The 19975-nt window shown below is 43.2% G+C and carries 16 protein-coding genes; 5 read left to right on the top strand and 11 right to left on the bottom strand.

The annotated features are described in order from the left end of the window. Nucleotides 1-111 precede the first annotated feature (111 nt). A complete protein-coding gene (locus ACT3ID_RS15720) occupies nt 112-1332 on the top strand; it encodes a cation:proton antiporter (RefSeq protein WP_491543006.1) in 1221 nt (406 codons plus the stop codon). A 65-nt stretch (nt 1333-1397) separates the two neighbouring features. On the opposite strand, the gene gap is transcribed toward ACT3ID_RS15720, so the two are convergent. The 11 genes from gap to ACT3ID_RS15665 all read right to left on the bottom strand — a co-directional run bounded on the left by gap (nt 1398) and on the right by ACT3ID_RS15665 (nt 14517). Further along, on the bottom strand, nt 1398-2402 hold the full coding sequence (gene gap / locus ACT3ID_RS15715) for a type I glyceraldehyde-3-phosphate dehydrogenase (RefSeq protein WP_491543005.1): 1005 nt from the start codon (nt 2400-2402) through the stop codon (nt 1398-1400). A 107-nt stretch (nt 2403-2509) separates the two neighbouring features. Further along, nucleotides 2510-3193, bottom strand: coding sequence for an ankyrin repeat domain-containing protein (locus ACT3ID_RS15710; RefSeq protein ID WP_491543004.1), 684 nt, complete (start codon nt 3191-3193; stop codon nt 2510-2512). A 66-nt stretch (nt 3194-3259) separates the two neighbouring features. Continuing rightward, entirely contained in the window at nt 3260-4174 is a 915-nt protein-coding gene (gene fmt, locus ACT3ID_RS15705) for a methionyl-tRNA formyltransferase (RefSeq protein WP_491543003.1), read from the bottom strand. Nucleotides 4175-4183: 9 nt separating this feature from the next. Next, complete coding sequence (gene def / locus ACT3ID_RS15700) at nt 4184-4756, bottom strand: peptide deformylase (RefSeq protein ID WP_491543002.1); 573 nt, start codon at nt 4754-4756, stop codon at nt 4184-4186. Then, nucleotides 4728-5183: a Holliday junction resolvase RuvX gene (gene ruvX, locus ACT3ID_RS15695; RefSeq protein WP_491543001.1), complete on the bottom strand. Its 456-nt coding sequence runs from the start codon at nt 5181-5183 to the stop codon at nt 4728-4730. The genes def and ruvX overlap by 29 nt, the downstream gene beginning before the upstream one ends. Nucleotides 5184-5185: 2 nt before the next feature. Beyond that, nucleotides 5186-5518: an HU family DNA-binding protein gene (locus ACT3ID_RS15690; RefSeq protein WP_491543000.1), complete on the bottom strand. Its 333-nt coding sequence runs from the start codon at nt 5516-5518 to the stop codon at nt 5186-5188. A gap of 134 nt (nt 5519-5652) precedes the next feature. Next, nucleotides 5653-7902: a RelA/SpoT family protein gene (locus ACT3ID_RS15685; protein WP_491542999.1), complete on the bottom strand. Its 2250-nt coding sequence runs from the start codon at nt 7900-7902 to the stop codon at nt 5653-5655. A 181-nt stretch (nt 7903-8083) separates the two neighbouring features. Then, nucleotides 8084-8671: a porin family protein gene (locus ACT3ID_RS15680; protein WP_491542998.1), complete on the bottom strand. Its 588-nt coding sequence runs from the start codon at nt 8669-8671 to the stop codon at nt 8084-8086. 568 nt (nt 8672-9239) lie between these two features. After that, nucleotides 9240-9755 (bottom strand): hypothetical protein, encoded by a 516-nt coding sequence (locus ACT3ID_RS15675; RefSeq protein ID WP_491542997.1) that lies wholly within the window; start codon nt 9753-9755, stop codon nt 9240-9242. A 98-nt stretch (nt 9756-9853) separates the two neighbouring features. Continuing rightward, nucleotides 9854-10570, bottom strand: coding sequence for an InlB B-repeat-containing protein (locus ACT3ID_RS15670; RefSeq protein ID WP_491542996.1), 717 nt, complete (start codon nt 10568-10570; stop codon nt 9854-9856). A gap of 8 nt (nt 10571-10578) precedes the next feature. Further along, nucleotides 10579-14517 (bottom strand): T9SS type A sorting domain-containing protein, encoded by a 3939-nt coding sequence (locus ACT3ID_RS15665; protein WP_491542995.1) that lies wholly within the window; start codon nt 14515-14517, stop codon nt 10579-10581. 603 nt (nt 14518-15120) lie between these two features. Between ACT3ID_RS15665 and ACT3ID_RS15660 the strand changes: the two genes are divergently transcribed. The 4 genes from ACT3ID_RS15660 (at nt 15121) to ACT3ID_RS15645 (ending at nt 19811) form a co-directional block, all read left to right on the top strand. Continuing rightward, a complete protein-coding gene (locus ACT3ID_RS15660) occupies nt 15121-15339 on the top strand; it encodes a cold-shock protein (RefSeq protein ID WP_491542994.1) in 219 nt (72 codons plus the stop codon). 162 nt (nt 15340-15501) lie between these two features. Then, nucleotides 15502-15735 (top strand): hypothetical protein, encoded by a 234-nt coding sequence (locus tag ACT3ID_RS15655; RefSeq protein ID WP_491542993.1) that lies wholly within the window; start codon nt 15502-15504, stop codon nt 15733-15735. 887 nt (nt 15736-16622) lie between these two features. Further along, nucleotides 16623-17786: an acyl-CoA dehydrogenase family protein gene (locus tag ACT3ID_RS15650; protein ID WP_491542992.1), complete on the top strand. Its 1164-nt coding sequence runs from the start codon at nt 16623-16625 to the stop codon at nt 17784-17786. Then, on the top strand, nt 17787-19811 hold the full coding sequence (locus ACT3ID_RS15645; RefSeq protein ID WP_491542991.1) for a response regulator: 2025 nt from the start codon (nt 17787-17789) through the stop codon (nt 19809-19811). Nucleotides 19812-19975: the final 164 nt, after the last annotated feature.

The raw sequence follows: 19975 nt of genomic DNA, 5'->3' as shown, positions 1-19975 counted from the left end.
CATTTCAATACCTAAATCTATGATCATGGAACAGCAAGCAGCACGATTGAGTTAAATAAATCCACTCTCACTTATCATCCAAATGATAAAACATTCACCAAGAGTTGCATCATGGAGAGTTATAATCTGATCTTATTCCTCCTGGGACTTATCGGTTTTTTAATAGCCTGGCTTACCATCGAGCTGGAAGACAAGGTTATCAGTTTTCCCATGATTATGGTCGTGCTGGGCGCTTTACTTTATAGTTTACCTTTCAATTTGCCCGATCCTGACCCCAATGCTCAAAATAATCTTATTCTCCATCTTACCGAACTAGCCGTCATCTTAAGCTTAATGGGTACCGGTCTTAAAATTAATAAACCTTTTACCCTTTCAAATTACAAAGTCCCTTTCTTTATGATTTTGATTACAATGATAGGCTGTATTCTAACAGTGGCTTTTACAGGTTGGTTGTTAGCCGGACTCCTACCTGCCTCTGCCTTACTTATGGGTGCTGTCTTTGCTCCAACTGATCCCGTTATAGCTGATAAAGTTCAAGTTGGTTTTGAAGAAACCGAAAGCGAAGAGCATCCCGTAACTTTTTCCCTTACTGCCGAGGCAGGGCTTAATGATGGAATGGCCTTCCCCTTCACCTGGTTAGCCATACTTGTTGCCTCTTACGGTTTTGCTGAAAGCGAATGGATGACAGACTGGGTACTTTTTGATGTTCTCTATCGAATCAGCGTTGGTGGTGTTTTTGGATTTATACTCGGCAGAGTTCTTGCCTACCTGCTGTTTACGCTACCCGAAAAATATGGACTTCCGTTAGTTCGCAGAGAATTTCTTGCTATCGCCTGCACTTTTTTAGTTTACAGTTTGGCAGAAGCTATTCATGCTTACGGATTTATTGCAGTTTTTGCAGCCGCACTTACCCTGCAGCATTTCGAGAGAGAGCATGATTTTCATAAGGAGATGCACGATTTCATTGAACAGATAGAAAAAGTTTTACTGGCTATTATACTCTTTCTCCTGGGAGGCTATTCCGTCACATATATGTTCGACTTTTTATACTGGCAAGCTGTTCTGTTGGTACTAGCCTTTATCTTTATAATTCGTCCGATTTTTGGGCGTTTAGCTCTTTTCAATGCCGATATGAGTCGAAAAGAAAAATGGGTTGTCTCCTTTATGGGGATGAAGGGCGTAGGATCATTCTTTTATCTTGCTTTCGGCCTGCAAGAAGCAAATTTCGGAAATAACGAACAGCTTTGGGCTACTACAGGATTTCTGGTGCTTGTTTCAGTACTGGTGCACGGGATATTTCTCTACTTTTTGAGACCGCTTTTTAACAGGTAACTATTCGTAAGGGGATCACATTTAAAAAAGCCCGCCTAAAACCGGCGGGCAAAAGTTTAAATTAACTACGCGATCTTAGTAATCAGATCGGCAGTACGGGCAGAATAGCCTGCTTCGTTATCATACCAGGCAAGTATCTTTACGAGTTTACCATCAGTTTTGGTAAAACCACTGTCATAGATACAAGAGTGGGGATTACCAAGGATATCAGTCGATACCAGCTCCTCTTCTGAATATTGCAAGACGCCTTTCATAGGACCATTAGCCGCATTACGAAAAGCCTCATGAACTTCATCTACAGATACATCCTGCTCTACAATTGCTGTCAGGTCTGTTAATGATCCATCAGCTACTGGCACACGTATCGCGCTGCCGTCCAGTTTCCCGTCGAGTTCAGGCAGTACCAATCCAACGGCCTGTGCTGCACCGGTAGTAGTAGGTACCAGGTTTTGTGCAGCTGTTCTACCGCGCCGCAGATCTTTATGTGGGCCATCTAAAATATTTTGGCTGCCGGTATAAGCATGGGTTGTTGTCATAAAGCCTTTTTCAACACCGAAAGCATCATCCAGTACTTTCACCATCGGAGCCAGACAGTTGGTCGTGCAGCTGGCATTCGAATAGATCTGAGCACTGCCGTCAATTTCGTCACCATTTACGCCCAACACAATAGTTTTTACATCTTTACCACCTTTGGCAGGAGCAGAAATGATTACCTTGTCAGCGCCGGCTTCCAGGTGTTTGGCAGCATCATCTTTGGTACGGAATAATCCTGTCGATTCAACAATAACATCAGCTCCGCGCTCATCCCATTTTAAGTTTGCAGGATCACGCTCGGATGAAACACCAATCTCCATACCGTCAATTGTAATAGAATCTTCGCTGGCACTTACTTCTCCATTATAAGTACCATGTACAGAATCTCGCTTAAACAGATACGCCAGCGTCTCTGTATCCGTCAGGTCGTTAACACCAACAATATTTATTTCATCCTGGTGGTATGCTAGTACCGAACGGGCAACCAGCCTTCCGATACGTCCAAAACCGTTAATACCTACGTTAATCTTTGCCATAAATATTTATCCTTGATTGCTCTGTTTGAGTTTAATTATTGAGAAAACTTTCAGGTTAAAATAACAGTTCACACTAACTTATGTAAACACTTAATAACTTAGACGTGTTAATCATCATTCCCCTCATCTTCATCTAAAAACTCCTCATCCAGCTCCTCAAAATCCGGCTGATCAATCAGGTCTTCTTCGCTTTCCTCATCCAAATCCAAGTCAGGATCCTTGGTTGCCGGAGCTTTGGCACCCGCTCTGCGAAGCATTGCTGCAATTTGATTATTCTCATTATCCTCTGCCATCGTTAGCGCTGACTCTTCATTTTTATCCCGGATTTTAACATCAGCACCGTTAGCCAACAAATACTTTACGACCATAGAATGTCCTTCGCGTGCTGCAAGCATCAACGGCGTTTGTCCCCAGCGTTGTTGAACATCAACGTTGACGCCTTGCTCCACAAGAAGCTTTACAGCATCCAGCTTCCCTTCGCGGGCAGCTGCAATAAGTGATAGATCATCCGTTTGGGCATTATGCTCGAGCAATTGTTTTATAATAGACAAATTTCCGTTTTCGGCAGCACGACTCAAAGCTGTACCCCCCATCGAAGTAGTTTTATTGGGATCAGCACCATAATCCAACAAGAAGGTGACCATCTCCTCATTATCATTTTCCGCAGCAATGATAAGAGGGGTAGCTCCATTTTTGGTGGTTTGATTTACCTCTTCGCCCTCTTGAACCAGTTTTTTAAGCCTGGTTATATCTCCTTCTTTTGCAGCCCTTAATAGTGGTGATTGTTCCATAAAAAGCCTCCTTTAATCCAATAGGAATTTGTTTATAATACGATTTAATGCACGGCTTTTGTAATCTTAATGAAGCATACCTGTTCCGCTGTATCCATTCATAAAATCTTTTCCGCTCATGCGTCGTTTTCCCTGTAATTGAACTTCTTTTAGTGTTAATGTTCCCGATTTACAGCCAACATGTAACTCGTCCCCAATCATTTCCATTTGTCCTACAGAAAGCTCTTTATCCGGTCCAACTTCAGAGCGATACATATTAAATTTAAGCCCGTCGAGCTTGGCCCATGCGGTGGGAAACGGACTTAATCCCCGGATCTTATTATGTACTTCGGGAGCCGGGCGATTAAAATCAACTTTGCAATCTTCAGTAAATAATTTAGGAGCCGGTGTAGCTTTTTCGTGATTTTGAGATCGCACTTTATAACTATCCTGATCAATTTCATTTACTGCTTCGACCAATAAGTCACTACCCATATTCTTTAGTCGCTTGTAAAGATCACCAGTCGTTTCGTCAGGACCGATTTCCGTTTCCTGCTGTTTTATAATTTTGCCAGTATCCACTTCTTCCTCTAAAAAGAAAATTGTACAGCCGGTTTTCTCTTCACCATTCATAATGGCCCAATGGATTGGAGCAGCACCACGGTATTTTGGCAGCAGCGAAGCATGTAAATTTATAGCTCCTTTTTTTGGCAGTTCGAGAAGATTGGCTGGCAATATACGAAAAGCCACAATTACAAAAAGATCGGCATTCAAAGTCTGCAGCTTATTGTAGAACGCAGGATCATCCAGTTCCTCAACTGTTATGACAGGCAGACCCAGTTCCAGAGCTTTCTTTTTTACCGGTGTGGGCGAAGGAGAAGAACCTCTTCCGCGCCGTTTATCCACATTGCTTACAACCGACACTATTTCGTGGGATGAGTCGTGCAGTTTTTCCAGGCTCGGAATTGCAAAGTCAGGAGATCCCATAAAAACAATGCGCATAGTCAGTCGCTATTTGGTATGGGCTTTTTTTGATACCACAGGATAGTCGATCTCTGCCTCTCCTTCTGCAATCTCTTTTAACTTCGAACTAAGCAGCTTTCGTTTAAAAAAGGAAAGATGATCTAAAAATAAAATACCGTCTAAGTGATCCTTTTCATGCTGAATGACACGCGCCCACCAGCCGTCTACTTCCAGTTCCTGCTCTTCAAAATCACGACTCAGATATTTGACAACAATGGTTCGTGGACGTGTAACAGTGGCATTAACACCGGGTATGCTCAGGCATCCCTCATCCATTTCGACTTCTTCATCTCCCTGAAAAGTAATTTCCGGATTAATAAAGGCCCTGGCGCCGACTTTTGATTGGTTCTCCTCTTCTTTGGCCATAGGATCAGCATCAGCCACAAAGATCCGAAGCAATCTCCCCACCTGAGGAGCGGCGAGACCCACTCCATCAGAGTTATACATCGTATCGAACATATCGTCGATAAGCGTCTGGATTTTTTCGGAATTTTCTTTGACGGGCTTCGCTTTCTTACGAAGCACATCGTCGTCATACGTAACGATCGGTAACACGGACATTATTCGACTGTAGGTTTTCTATGTATTTTTGTAGGATAATTGCAGCAGCAGCCTGATTTATACGCTCGGACTTCCGGCGCTTCATCTTCGGCACTCCCGCCTCAACCATAGCGCGTATGGCCTCTTTTGTAGTATAACGTTCATCAACTTTGGCGATTTCAATATCGGGAAAATAAGTTTCAAGCTCGGTAATAAATTCTTCTACCATTTTAATTGCTTTTCCCTCATAACCACCGGGGGTAAGCGGCCAGCCGACCACAAATTTTTCGATCCGTTCTTCATCGACAAGTTTTTGAAGCTTATCGAATACGTCTTCGATATGATATGTTCCGATGGGATTTGCTACCGTTCGTAATAAATCGGTACGTGCCAGTCCTATCCATTTAGTTCCAACATCGATACCGACAAGTCTTCCATATTGTGCCACTGTTAGTCTTCCATTTCTTCTAGTTCCTCTTCATCGAGAGGCTGTTTTAAAAATTGTTTAAGTAACTTACTTGGTTTAAAATGTGTCTTCCGGTGCGGAGGCACGTAAATTTCCTCGTTTGTACGGGGATTGCGTGCCTTCGGCTTCGCCTTCGTTTTCTTCACCTCAAAAACACCAAAATCACGCAATTCGATCCGACACGTAGGATCGGCGTCCATCATCGTCTCTCGTAATGCTACCAGTACGGCTTCCACCCATGGTTCTGTTCTCACCATCGGCTTATCCATCTCTTCCGCAACACGGCGGACAATGTCTCTTTTCGTATAAGTAATCATAGTCTGTTGTGATATTTATTAACCCTCAAAATGGGCTGGGGTAAATTAAAGCCCTATTTTTATGTAATAAATGATATTACTTTTCTATGAGAGTTAAAAACTTATCACTTTGGAATTTTATTAGAAACAAGGACTTACTCATAACGAAAGACGCTCTTTACCCCCTCTACTTTTTGGAGTTTCTTTATAATCCGATCCAGATGATTAATGTCATCAACATAAACGGTCAGTATTCCTTCAAACATACCGCTATCACTATTTACATTTATGCTTTTCATATTTGTTTCAAGGGATTTGGACAAGACATCAGTAATATCATTAATCATTCCCACCCGATCTTCACCAATAATTTTAACGGCTCCCAGGAATTTGGAATCTATATTTTTTGCCCAAGATACATCGACAATTCGTTCACCGTCGGTTTGGATAAGATGATGGATATTTTTGCAGTTAGAACGGTGAATTTTAACATCTCCCGTTCTACTGATAAAACCGATCACGTCATCACCCGGTATAGGATTGCAACAGTTAGCATAACTATATTTTACATTGGTTATTTCGCCATTTATTATCAGCGCCTTTTCATCACTAACTGAACGCGCGGCATTGATATATGTTTTCTGGATCTCTTCTTCCGAAACGGGATCGACCTGTTGCTCCTCTTCCTGATCATCAATACGTCCCTTGCTTGTAAATTGCTTAACCGCGTTATAGAGTTCGTTGACGTCAAATGAGCCCTTTCCAATGTCGTAGAACAGATCCTGTGTAGAGTCGAATTTGAGCTTTTGAGCTACACGCATCAGATCTTGTTCAGAAATCTCAACATTGCCGCGTTTTGCTCTTTTTTCCCAGATTTCGCGTCCCTCATCGGCTGTTTGTCGCTCTTTTTGTTTAATATACTGCCGGATTCTCGATTTTGCCTTGTGCGTTACGACATCATCGATCCAGTCGGGATTCAGATTAATTTTATTACCTGTTATAATTTCAACCTGATCTCCTATATCCAGCTTCTGACGCAGCGGCGCCATCTTTCCGTTGACTTTGGCTGCAATAGCTCGTTCTCCGATTTCGCTGTGGATATCAAAGGCAAAGTCGATAGGTGTTGCCCCTTGTGGTAGGGTGCGTAATTCGCCGTCCGGGGTAAAAACGTAAATTTCATCCTGATACAGATTCAGCTGAAAATCTTTTACAAATTCTGTGGCCGCATCCGGACGCGGATTGTCCAAAATATCACGTACCCAATGGACAAATTTCTCAAGGGTTTCGGAACCGCCATTCTTTCCTTCTTTGTACTTCCAGTGCGCTGCAACTCCCTTTTCAGCGATATCATCCATATGCCGCGTACGGATCTGTACCTCTACCTTGCGGCCCTGTTTGGTAATCACTGTCGTATGCAGCGACTGATAACCGTTAGCCTTGGGCACCGAAATAAAATCCCGAAAACGCTTGGGAATGGGTGTGTACCAATCGGTTATTATTGAGTAAACACGCCAGCAATCTTCTTTGGTATGTGGTTCTTCAAGAATGATGCGAATTGCAAACAGATCATAAATTTCTTCGAAGGGTTTTTGCTGCCGCTGCATTTTGCGGAAGATAGAATAGATATGCTTGGGACGTCCCTTCATCTCAAAGGTGAAGCCCTGTTTATCCAGCTCGTCCTCGATCGGCTCCATAAATTCTTCAATAAAAGCCTCGCGGGCCTCTTTTTTCTCGCGCAATTTTCGGGCAATAAACTTATACGAATTTGGATCAATGACCTTAAAACAAAGATCCTCGAGCTCACTCTTTATGTTAAAGAGTCCGAACCGGTGCGCCAGCGGCGCATAAAGCTCCATTGTTTCGGTAGCTTTCTGCATCTGTTTTTCGCGCGGAAGATGCTGTATCGTACGCATATTGTGGAGGCGATCGGCAAACTTGATGAGCACCACCCGGATATCTTCTGCCATCGACAGCAGCATCTTCATGAAGGTCTCGGCCTGCTTGGTATTGCGACTTTTGAAGACACCCGAAATCTTAGTTACGCCATCGATCAGATGGGCTACCGTGTCTCCAAACTTGTCTTTGATATCATCGAGTGTTACTTCGGTATCTTCAACCGTATCGTGTAATAGTGATGCTACTACAGAAACATCATCAATATTTATTTCCGATGCTACAATTTTGGCTACCGCCACCGGATGATAGTAATAAGGTTCGCCCGAAGCCCGCTCAATACCTTTGTGAGATGCATAGCAGAGCTTAAAGGCCCGAGAAATCATCTCTTCATCAACATCCTCAAGACTTTCGCGACATACCTTTAACAGCTGCTCCAGATCCTCCTGCTGGGGCGAATCTAAAACATAATCGTCTAAATCTATATTATATGTCGTTTTTGTATCTGCCATGATTTATTAGAGCGTTATGTACTCCACGGGTTGTTATCTAAAATATAACAAACGCAATACCGCCTATCATTCAAATAAAGGAATGTTTGTTTATTTACCAATCTTAACTCCGGGGCCTTTTATGTGTCAAATAAAAAAGGCGGACGTTTTTAACGTCCGCCCAGTACAAATTAGTACGTTTTTAGAAAGAAAGAGAAACTCCGAAGATTAAACGACCGTTGCTGTTTCTCACGTCGTTGAGTTCGTCTTCATAATCTGCCACGTCTTCTAAACGATATTCTACAAAAGGTTGAATAGGCAGGGCACTTACCTTTGCCCCGACAAAGCCATTCCAGTAAATAGAGCTGTCATCGGCTTCTTCATCAAAAGGAGCAGAATTCAGATCATCTCTGGATATATCCAGTGTACTTGCTCCCAGTCCTAATCCGATATATGGATCAATGACTCCTACAGAAACGCCGCCAACAGCAGCCAACCCATAATCATATGTAGTGATATCCTGCGAGTATGAATATGATGTGCCATTTTGATCATAACTAATATTATTTTCGTCACTAAAATAGCTGAAATGTGCCCGCAAACCCAAATTTACCACCGGCGCTTTTCCGAGTAGCTGGCGTTCAATTCGAACACCATAACCGTTTTGGGGATCTTCATCACGTATTTCGTATGATGCACCAATGCTTGTTTGAGATAAACTTTCCTGGGGAGCCGCAGCCAATAACATTGCAAATGCAGCAATAGCGAGTATAATTTTGTTTAACTTCATATTATTCACCTCTTTTACCTGCTTATACTTTAAAAATATTTTGTGATAAATTTTATTATAATCGTCTCTGCTGAATGATAACCCAGATAAAATTTATATCAAAAAAAGTCTCACTGGATCTAATTGACAGTGAGCAGTGTGACAGCGGACAGTGGGAGTAGAACAGGATGAGATGGGGAATGTAACTATCTGTTAGAAGCAGAGCTTCTTCAGGGATGTTCCGAAGCAGGAGCTTCGGAACGAGAGAAAAATAAATAGAGGTAAGCAACCTGTACAGGAAATAGCTCTAATGAATTTGTCGTATCCCGAGGATCGAAGAGACGAGGGATCTCAACCGTTGATAGGGCTTTTGATCAGGCACAAAGCTTGTTTCTTTAATAGATTTGAGATCCCTCATCCCACAACCGGGATTCGGGATGACAATCTAAAATTCCCTCTCCCGACTGCCGACGGGATCCCTCACGATGACAAAATCTTAATAGGTTATACCAATGGCTTTTCCCCAGAGGCAAAGATTGGATTCAGGTGAACGGCATCGAGATAACACTAGTTGCTTTTCATTGCTACATCATTCTTTCTCTGATCTGAACTCTACAAATGACCAGCGCTGTTTTTTATCAGAATTCGCTGTTTGCATCCCCTCTTGATGACTAACCAGTATTTGTATTTGACCGTCAACTTTTATCTTATCAGTAATATCAGGATTTCGCTCCAAGTAGTGAGAGACTTCGAATGAGAATTTGGTATCTGTAGTAATGGGCGGTGTGGCAGAACCATATCCAAACACTTCCTCAACTTGTACAGTAATTTCCTGTATTTCTCCCTGATCATCTTCAACAGAAAGAACCGTGGTTCGAATCAAGGCCGTTCCGGGCGGCAAGCCTTCTCCAACAGGTTCCAGCACAGTATCACGGCGGGCTGTGATAGAGGGTCGGTTATCGTCAGCAAGGCTGTCGACATGGGCTGCCGTATAATTTCCCTCTTCATCCAAAGATTCAGAAGAATCTTCAGAAAAATAATATATAATCCCGGCTGCTATCAACAACAGACCTACAAATATTGATACTCTTTTCTGGTTCACCATATTCCCATTTACTATAAATTAAAAACCAGATTATTCTTATACCTTGTCAACTGTTTTCGGGAACTAAAATTATAAATTAAGATGAGATTAGCTAAGTTTTAATTTCCAACTTCATATTCAATAGTCACGCTGCCAGAATCAGAAACGGATATATCGACGCTGGATTCGCTAGTCATATCTACGGTGGTTGAAGTTTCTCCATGACTCAGCGTCAAATCCCCTTCTACTGAAGTTATGTTAATATTCCATGAGAGCTTTAATGTGCTGCCACTGCCCATCTGATATCGCATATCCCAAACCGGGTTTAGGTCCTTATCACTGCGGTAATCATAAACAAGATCGCTGCCTGACTTTTTAAAATAACTATGAAGTGAACCTTCAGGCGGAGGGGGCGGAGATTCTTTATCATTGTTTTCATCGAATTCATCCGACGAGCTAGTGTTTTGCCCAAATTTTAAAACCATTGAGTCTGTATCATCCGCAACGGTCATTTCCACTTCGTAACGAGAGCTTATCTCCCGAAAATTAGCTGTCACATCAGTATCTTCTGTAATTTCGAAACTAAGCTTTTTTTCATCTGAGGATATATCCCCAGTCCAATTCTCAAAAAGGTACCCTTCCGCAGGTATAGCTTCTGCCGATACTTCTTCATTTTCTTCAATCCTGATCGAATCCGGTGAAACAGTTCCACCATCAGCCGGCTTAACCTCTGCCTTAAATAAATACTCCGGGGTATCATCCCCGCCTAGAATCGAACACGATAACAGCAAAAAGCTTATGCATAAAGCAGATATAAGTCGAAGCAAAATCTTCATGGAACAAATTATTTTATTAAAGTCATCTGTTGGACACGACTGAAATCCTGCGCTTGAATTCTGATAAAATATGTGCCACTGGATAAATTTCGCGCATCAAACGTTTTAGCATACCGCCCCGGTTCCTGAACCTCATCAACCAATGTGCGTACACGGCGACCGAGAACATCATATACCGAAAGAGAGACATGTGTTTGCGACGCTATCTTGTAAACGATATTTGTAGTTGGATTAAAAGGATTGGGATAATTGGGCAGGAGGTCATGTTCAGTTATTAATTGATCCGATGAGGCACTAACGATAAACCACTTATCATGCGGATGCTGGATTGATTTTTCTTTTCCCGGCGATAGTTTATATACCACTGTATCCTGGTTTGAAACACCCTTCAGAGCATAGTCTGAGGTAGCATGCTCTGACAGTTTCACATTGACCGGATAGCGTTCCGCCGTCAATTTAAGTTCTGTTTTTTCACCAGAAGCTAGTCGAAAACCGTCAGTACTCCTGATATCAAGTATCGGAGACGGCGACTGGGGAGGCATTCTGAACATATTGCGCTCATCCCCTTCCGCTGAACCACCTGTCACATAAAATAGTTGTGCAGCCTTGCCTTGTCTAAACTCGAGCTTGTCCATAGATTGCCGGGCTTCGGCCAGCCGTTCTTTCGATGACGAAGATGATCCTCCCTTAACTGCCAACCTAATATCTCCAGCTTGATCCGCATGAATCCAATAACCGGTCAGCGGCTTGATTTGATCGGCTTCATCGTAAGAACCACCGTTATACTCATAGATGGGAGAGCTGCTGAGAACATCATCCGGATCACTGATATTTGTAGCAGAGATCGTATCCGCGATACCTCCTATCAGGTTCCACCCCGATTCAAGAGTAATACTTGCCTCTGTAAAAGCAGCGCCATTGTACTTTATACTATCTTTTTCAGCTTTTTTTACCCAGAATCCATTCTTTGTATCAAAACTGTTGGCCACCTGGTAAGCCCCGTTAAAACTAAATACGTCAGCATTCCCCGGCACCCCGGCAGCATCAGATTCGGTAAGCGGCGTCCCAACTAATCTCCATTGATCATCAACTGTCAGGTAATTGCGTACAACAGCTGTTGCATTGGAAGAATCACTCTCATTTCCATTTACATCTACGGCCGTAATCCGATAAAAATACGTTTTGAATTCGGTATCTGTATCCTGAAAACTTGTTGAAGAAGATGTGGTGCTGTCGTGGAGAGCCAGCTCGTCAACATCATTCCCGCGATATATACGATATTTATCAAGATCACTTTCAGTATTAGCATCCCACGCTATCTGTATATCACTATCAGCAGACTCCGTTATGAGTCCACTCGGACTCGCAGGTGGCGTAGTATCATTGGGATCCTTTTCTGCAGATCCGACCGATCCCATAAAAATGCCGCGGCCGTGACTTCCCACGGCAATAGTTCCATCAGAGGGACGTGATGTTATATATTCAGCAATCGAATATCCAATGCTTCCAGATGAACCGTCGTCAGACTCTCGTGTCCAGGAAGTACTACCTCCCGAAAGCGAAGCAGCGGAATAGACACCTGTACTGGTACCGACAAAATAAATAGGTTTTGAAGAGGTGGGTAGAATAGCGGCACTTCTGAGCGAAGGACCCGGATTTTGAGAATCTCCTTCAAGGTTTCCTTCGATAGCCGTCCAATTACTCCCGCCGTCTGTTGAGTGGTACAACCCAACGATACTATAATTGGACATTACTGCTATCACTTCATCTCCATTATTAGGATTTATGGCTATATCGTGGACATATGCACCGGCTGATGCACCGGAAATAGAAATTTCAACCGGATCCCAGCTCGAGGAGGCATTTTCTACAGAATATATTTTGGGTACTCCGGAGCTGTTATAAGCCGCATAATACAGCCTGTCTGTCGGCTGTGACTTTGTTACCTGAAGTGCTGATACGGTATATCCCGAGGCTGAAAAAGCTTCAAGACTCTCCCAGTCTGTCGTTGCTCCTCCTGAAATGCCACTGGGCAGCTCATCAACTTTAGTATTGCGCCACATGGTACTGCCGCCCGGGTAATACATAATTCCTTCATCGTTCGGATCAATGGCATAAGGATGAATAAAAAGCTGATTTTGGGCATTGGATGGATAAATATCACTCCAATCCGTATTCGTTGAACCATCATAGGGTGAAGTTAAATCGCCGTCCGATTCAATGCCTATTCGAGTTACCTTTCCATTTTGGGTGGAAACATAAACATAATCTGTTCCCCAAAAAGCATAGGCCCCATCACCGGAAGAAACATCCAGCATATCAGTTAGCTGTCCATTGTCGCTGCTAAATCGGAAAAACGGCGTGCCATTATCCTGAGTGCCTCCCAAGAACCGATCATCATCTTTATCAGCAGGAATAGCTACCGTATAAAACTGCCCCGTAACATAGCCCTCGTCTTTACCCTGCCAGGTAACAGCCGAGGCCGTAATATCATTTGTCAAACTTAATCCCCCGTCATGCCCGCTCCACACCTCATCCGGATTGTCAGGATTATAAACTATAACGTGCTGGTCGGGATGCTGCTGAGGATACTGCGATACATTATTTGCCTTGGCATATCCGCCAATCCAATATTCATCTTTTTCACTGTCATCCGACAGCCCGTCGTTATCAGTATCTGCCGGAGCAGTCGCAAATCCATCACGGGAACGGAAAAGGTTAGTCCCTCCAAGCATCACAAAATCGGGATCATCCGGCTTCACCGATACAACCATGTTATAATTCGACTGCGTGTTTACAAATCCTACCGATCCACCAAAATCCGGAAGATTATCAGAGCGGTCTTCACTGGTATCATTGGCGAAATCCAACATAAAAAAGCTTACATCCTCATCAGACCCTGATCCGGTGCCTTCATATGAAAATACATAGGCGGTATCGGGGGCCGAGGGAGCAATAGCCAAAACAGTACGGTCATGAACAGATGGGAAATCAGAAGGTGTTACATCAGTCCAGCTGTCACCATTATCCGTTGACTGGTAAATTCCGGGAGTGTTATCTGGTGTACTTCCAGCATCATTTTCGGAAAGTGCTGCAAGCAGATTACCATTTTTATCAACAACTATATCGACATAACGATGACCGCCCAAAGGACCTCCAAAAATCCTTTCGAAGTTATTCCCGCCATCCGTAGACCGATAGATGCCCACACCATTCGATGCAAAATATACATTACCATTCAGTGGATGAACAATGATACGTGATATATAATCGAACTGGCTATTCCAGCTTGTATCGGTATCTTCGGTTGAAGATAGCAGAGACCATGTTTCTCCATTATCAGTCGATTTGTAGATTCCCGTTCCATAATAACCGGCAGTATTACCTCGGTCCGATGCAGAATTACCTAACGGATATTCACCTGTAGCATAGTACCAAGTATCGGGATTGGTCGGATCCTGTGCCAGGCTGGTAACGCTCATATTCTGATTGGGATCCGTTTTCATTTGCCAGGTAGTTCCGCCGTCGGTACTTTTCCACATACCACCAGAAACGCCACCAGCTAAGATGATATCAGAATTACGCTGATCGATACCCAGCGCTCTGGTCCGTCCCCCGAGATCTGTGGGACCGGCAGATTGCCAGGAAATATCCGGTTCTTGCTGGGCGGCCTGGCCTTTCCGTAACAATCCTCCTCCGCCCCGCACTTGTTCGGCGTGCTTCAATTCCCGTGATCGAATATTGTCGGGAATGCTATTGGTCGCAGGATCGCGGAGCAGTTGGAAAAAGTATTTGCCGCGCTCGATTTTTGTTTGAACAGGGTCGGCCTCAAACTCTTCCAGTACATTACTGGGCGTCCCATTTCGCTCGGTGGGCCAAAAAAACATGCCGACAGCCACGAAAATTAACATTGCCGCCAGACCCGATAGCCAAATACGTATTTTCATACCCGAGTAATTTATCACTTGATACCCCTAATTTTGTAATGAGCCGTTCCCCTTCTATTATAAACTTGATGCAAGAACACGGCTTTTTTATTGTGACACCTGGGATGACGGCGATATGCCTTGCCTATCTAACTAAACTGATAGAGAAATACCCCCTCAAAGCTCCGATCACTATAGAAGTACAAGAGCCACCAGCATCCACAACAATTATCGTAATATTATTTATAAACTTAACCGACTACTCATTTTTCAGAAAGTTAAAATCCATCCCATTCCCTTGCTGAATAAAATTCGAAAATCTTTTTATTAGATATTAAATAAAAGCCAGTCTGTCAATTTCAGATAATTTGATGCGGTAGCATGATTAATTCAAATTTATACTTTCACCTTATGGTTCAGTCTTCTAGTTGATAAAGCATAAAATCTGCCAAAGCAAATAACTACAAAAACAAAAAAGGTAATGGACATTCCATTAAGTTAGTCGTATCTTATAATATAATTTTAATTCCCACCTCAAGAAGGAAGTCCTACAAAAAGGCGTAGTTAACCACACTCGTCGCGATGGACGGATAAGTTGAGGTGTATAAAACAATACTAGTACACATGTCACAACAAGGTAAAGTTAAATGGTTCGATGTTGAAAAAGGATACGGATTTATCGAGCCTGAGGACGGAAGCAAAGATGTATTCGTCCACCGTAACAACGTAGAAAATTTAGACTATAATCAAGGTCTGGAAGACGGAGAGAATGTAGAATTCGACGTCGAAGAAACTGATAAAGGCTTAAGTGCTGTTGACGTACGCAGCCTTGATTATAAGTAACTTTTAGCCAAGATTTTGGTATATTAAAGCCCGCTTTTTTAAGCGGGCTTTTTTATTGTCTGATGGAACTTTTTCAGCCAAGGCGGTAGAAAGGATAAATACTTTTACTATTATCTACAGAAATACTACTTAAAGTTATCAGAGAGCAAAAACAAACGACAGATGCATCAAACACCCCGCAGACTACTCAAGAAAAAACTACATCAACACAATCTTTCTCCTCAAAAGTTTTCCGAAATTTCGGGCATGCCACTTTCCGAGATAAGGGGGCTTTTGGAAGGACGACTTCCTTTTACAATACTCAGAGCCAACCATCTTGCTGCTGCTTTTGATACTGATACAGAGGTATGGCTTAATGCAAATGGAAAATCGGCAAGTGCCGAAGTCTCATGTTAATAAATAAGCAGTATCCAATATAAATATCTCAGACGCGGTGCGTCTTTAGGATTTTATGTAGGTCGTGAATCTTTCCCGACCATTTAATAGAACGTTTTATATTTATTGATACTTAGCATTTCTGCCCGGCCTTGAAAGGACCGGGTTATGAAGGAAAAAACCGAAGCTGTCTGAAGACAGCTGAGTTTATATCCCCCCGCTTGTGAAGCATAGCGGAATAGAAGGATCACGCCGGAGTCTTACAGGTCCCCTTTAATCGACTCGCGTAGAATCAAAAAGGCTTATCCCTCACACGCTGCGATCTATTTCAGGGGGATGGATTCGACTGCGGTCGTTTCACTCCCTTCGCTCACCATGACACCAACGTTGTTCGAAAACAATGTCTCCTGAGTGAAGAGAGCGGGATTGACCGTCGGATCGAAATGACATTCTTAGAAAGCTTTTTGATGTAGCCTTCCAAGGTGTCCGGCCTTGAAAGGACCAGGCTATGAAGAAAAACCAAAGCTGTCTGAAGACAGCTGAGTTCGTCCCCCTCTGCTCGCTTGGTGAAGCGTAGCGGAATAGAAGGATCACGCCGGGGGTCGGACAGGTCTCCTTTAGTGGATATGCGTAGAATCCAAAAGGCTTCCGAATAACTCCAAATTTCAAGGGAATATTTGCAGGTCATCTGTTTCACTGTTTTATTTAGGGTCGGGAAAAACTATCTTAAACAAAAACAGGGGTTTGGAGTCCGTGACTCAAACTGATATCGAATACAAATTCTATTAGAAAATTTATAATACTCTCTCGCGTTAGCTGATATCCCGTTAATAAAAACATGATTGAAACAATCACTTTTTTACCCTGTTAGAAATTATTCCATTTCAGAATACTAAAAGTCTTTTAAAATGAAAGGTACAATTGCCTCAGAAGATCTTATAGGACGAGCAGAAATTATTGCCCTTGAAGAGCTTGCTCCACGAGCCGAGGAAGTTGACAAAGAAGAAAAATGGCCGGAAAAATCGATCAGAGCACTACAAGAAGCAGGACTGGGCGGACTGGTAGTCCCATCGGAATTCGGCGGACACGGTAAAGGGCTTGAAGAAGTTGTAAGAGTTTGTGAAGCCCTTGGCCAACAATGTGCTTCAACAGCGCTTTGTTTCGGGATGCATCTTGTAGGTTCTGCTGTCTTAGCTGCAAAAGCCACACCGGTACAGCAGGAAAAATATTTGGTTCCCATTACAAAAGGTGAACACCTTACTACCCTTTCATTGAGTGAACCGGGGACAGGATCAAATTTTTATATTCCGCAGGCCGAACTTACAGAAAAAAATGACGGATACATTTTAAACGGCACCAAATCATTTGTTACCAACGGCGGGTATGCCGATTCTTATGTGGCCTCGGCTGTCTCCCCTGATCCCGATACACCGGTTGGTCAATTTTCATGTGTGGTTATTCCTAATGATGCTGAAGACATTAAATGGACGGATCACTGGGAAGGTCTCGGAATGAAAGGTAATGCCTCCAGAACGCTGGAAATCAATGATCTTTATATCCCTGAAGAAGATTTGCTGGGAGAAGAGGGGGACCAGCTCTGGTACGTTTTTGAAGTGATTGTACCCTATTTTTTAATAGCGATGGCAGGAACCTATATAGGCATTGCCCAGGCAGCTCTTGACGAAGCTGCCAATCACCTGAAACAACGAATACATACACACAGTGGGAAATCATTAGCTCATCAAACAGTAGTACAACATCGGCTGGGTGAACTCTGGGGAAAAGTAGAAAGTGTCCGTCAACTTACTTATTCCGCAGCTGCCAAAGGTGATGCCGGCGCCTCCGAAGCGCTTCTGTCTCTTATGAGTTCCAAGGCTGATGTTTCTGAATGTGTTGTGGAGGTGGTTAATGAGGTTATGACTTTGATGGGAGGCAAAGCTTATGCAAAGGGGGGCAAAATCGGCAGACTTTTGAGGGATGCAAGAGCTTCTCACGTGATGGCACCGCCAACCGATTTATTACGAACCTGGGCCGGAAGAGAAATTCTGGATATTCCACTTCTGGGGGACTAAATGATGGTGCAAGAGAAAACTTCTACAAAAAAAGAGCTTGTTTGTCTTATTCAGGTCAAATCTCAAAACCTGAAGTACCTGCTGTCTGAGTCAGTCAAAGAAGGAGATCTCCGCCTGAAATCTGTAGAAAGTTCCAGGAATTTAACTAAAAAAGAGCAAGAAGGACGAATTATTGCCTTTGTGATCGGCAGTGATGTTCAGGATCCTGTGCAGAGTGCTCAGCGGCTGCATGCTTTCAATGAAAATGCCACTATCATTGTTCTTGCCAAATCCGGTGATTATGACTCTCTCAAAAAAGCGATAAAATTTTCTCCTTTTATTGGAGTTGATGTTTATTGCCTTGATGAAACAAACAAGCCACAGTTAAAGGAAGAGCTGAATAAAATCCTAACCAACAGCAGGCAAGCTGCCAAATACCGTGATATTGTTACAGAGTCGAATCCAAAGATCTCGTTTGATCTCTCTTCCACAAAGTCGGCACTAAGTCAACGATTTATTAATAAGCTGATGGATATCGCCCCCATCGGCATAGCCATCGTAGACACAGAGGGTAAGCTGCTGGGATGGAATAAAGAAGCGGCATCCATCTTTAGAAAAAGCGAAGCTCAAGTATTGGGAATGCCGCTAACACAATTTTTCAGGGGGGGAGAAGCAGCAAAGTTAGAAGGTCTTTTGAAGAAGAGTCTTGCTACAAGAAAGACAGATCCCGCGGATTTCCTGGAATTGAAAAGAGAATTCAATAACACCAAACAATATCTAAGCTTTACGGCTGCCTCATTTACCTTTTCCGAGAAGACAGATAAGGCATTCATTCTGGCAATCAAGGATGTAACAGAACGGAAACAAGCCCAACTGAATCTGCAAGAAATAAACAAAACTCTCGAAGAACGCGTCGAAGAGCGCACCCGTTCTCTGTTATCCTATCAGGAACAGTTGCGATCGCTGGCCTCTCAGTTAAGCAAAGCCGAAGAAAAGGTGCGCCACAAGTTAGCTGCTGAAATTCACGATAATCTGGGGCAGATGCTTGCAGTCAACAAGATGAAAGTAGAATCACTGCAACAAAGAAATTTACCAAAATCTCTTTCAGAAGAAGTAAAAGAAATTGAACAGGGAATAAATGATGCTTTAAGCTATGCCCGTGATTTGATGACGGATTTGAAACCACCTCCCTCTCTTGATAAAGAAGATGTGACGGCTACTATTGAGTGGGTGGCTAGAAAGATGAAAAAACATAATCTCGATGTAATAATAGAGGACGATGGTAAACCGAAAAGAGCCAGTGAAGAGGTTCGTATTACCCTGCTCCAGTGTGTAAGAGAGGTCCTTTTTAATATCATTCGCCATGCAAAGGTCGAAAAAGCATGGCTTGAAATGTCACGCACCGATCACCAGATAACTATTGTTATAGAGGATAAGGGCAAAGGCTTTGACCCTGAACAAAATATATATGATCCCAATAAAGCCAGCGGATTCGGACTCTTTAATATTCGCGAACGGCTGGATCTTCTTGGCGGCACCGTTGAAATCGAATCAGAGCCTGATAGCGGCACGAGGGTTGTGCTTGTTGCTCCTCTTAAAGATGATGAGGAGAAAGATAGTACCTATGCAGCCTTAGCAGATACAGATACAAGAGAGGAGGTATCTGACAAAAGAATCAATGTGATGCTCGTTGACGATCACAAGATGGTGCTGCGGGGACTTAAAAAGATTCTGGATGAAGAAAGTGATTTAAAGGTTGTCGCTGAGGCAGGTGATGGCAGGGAAGCTATAGAGTTAGCAAAGCAAACATCCCCGGACATCATCGTTATGGATATTAATTTACCCGGGATTGATGGTATTGAGGCCACGAAAGAGATTTTATCTTTTATGTCTGAGGTTCGTGTTATTGGATTGTCATTGCACGATCAGCAAGAGGTGATAGATAGCATGCGTGATGCGGGGGCTACGGCTTATTTGTCGAAAAATGAAGCGTTTAAAACGCTGGCTGCTACTATCCGGAGTGAAGCCAAGGCGATGGACGAATAGGCCTACCCTATGCCCGGCCTTTGCCTGTCCCGAGGATTCGGGGGAAAGGAATGCTATGACTTTTTCAAGTGTCAAGCGGCTTTTTTGTCCCGGTCAAACCGGGAGGTGTGATTCGGATCGTAAGATTCGCCGCTATTCCATATAGCACATATTAGAGTAATTAA

The sequence above is a fragment of the Fodinibius sp. GM108 genome, from assembly GCF_058386985.1.
This window is presented reverse-complemented; position numbering and strand designations above follow the sequence as displayed.

Coding starts and splice junctions, on each gene's coding strand:
- ACT3ID_RS15660 (WP_491542994.1), top strand. CDS start 15,121: ATGTCACAACAAGGTAAAGTTAAATGGTTCGATGTTGAAAAAGGATAC.
- ACT3ID_RS15650 (WP_491542992.1), top strand. CDS start 16,623: ATGAAAGGTACAATTGCCTCAGAAGATCTTATAGGACGAGCAGAAATT.
- def (WP_491543002.1), bottom strand. CDS start 4,756: ATGTCCGTGTTACCGATCGTTACGTATGACGACGATGTGCTTCGTAAG.
- ACT3ID_RS15710 (WP_491543004.1), bottom strand. CDS start 3,193: ATGGAACAATCACCACTATTAAGGGCTGCAAAAGAAGGAGATATAACC.
- ACT3ID_RS15675 (WP_491542997.1), bottom strand. CDS start 9,755: ATGGTGAACCAGAAAAGAGTATCAATATTTGTAGGTCTGTTGTTGATA.
- gap (WP_491543005.1), bottom strand. CDS start 2,402: ATGGCAAAGATTAACGTAGGTATTAACGGTTTTGGACGTATCGGAAGG.
- ACT3ID_RS15720 (WP_491543006.1), top strand. CDS start 112: ATGGAGAGTTATAATCTGATCTTATTCCTCCTGGGACTTATCGGTTTT.
- ACT3ID_RS15690 (WP_491543000.1), bottom strand. CDS start 5,518: ATGATTACTTATACGAAAAGAGACATTGTCCGCCGTGTTGCGGAAGAG.
- ACT3ID_RS15665 (WP_491542995.1), bottom strand. CDS start 14,517: ATGAAAATACGTATTTGGCTATCGGGTCTGGCGGCAATGTTAATTTTC.
- fmt (WP_491543003.1), bottom strand. CDS start 4,174: ATGCGCATTGTTTTTATGGGATCTCCTGACTTTGCAATTCCGAGCCTG.
- ACT3ID_RS15670 (WP_491542996.1), bottom strand. CDS start 10,570: ATGAAGATTTTGCTTCGACTTATATCTGCTTTATGCATAAGCTTTTTG.
- ACT3ID_RS15680 (WP_491542998.1), bottom strand. CDS start 8,671: ATGAAGTTAAACAAAATTATACTCGCTATTGCTGCATTTGCAATGTTA.
- ACT3ID_RS15655 (WP_491542993.1), top strand. CDS start 15,502: ATGCATCAAACACCCCGCAGACTACTCAAGAAAAAACTACATCAACAC.
- ACT3ID_RS15645 (WP_491542991.1), top strand. CDS start 17,787: ATGATGGTGCAAGAGAAAACTTCTACAAAAAAAGAGCTTGTTTGTCTT.
- ACT3ID_RS15685 (WP_491542999.1), bottom strand. CDS start 7,902: ATGGCAGATACAAAAACGACATATAATATAGATTTAGACGATTATGTT.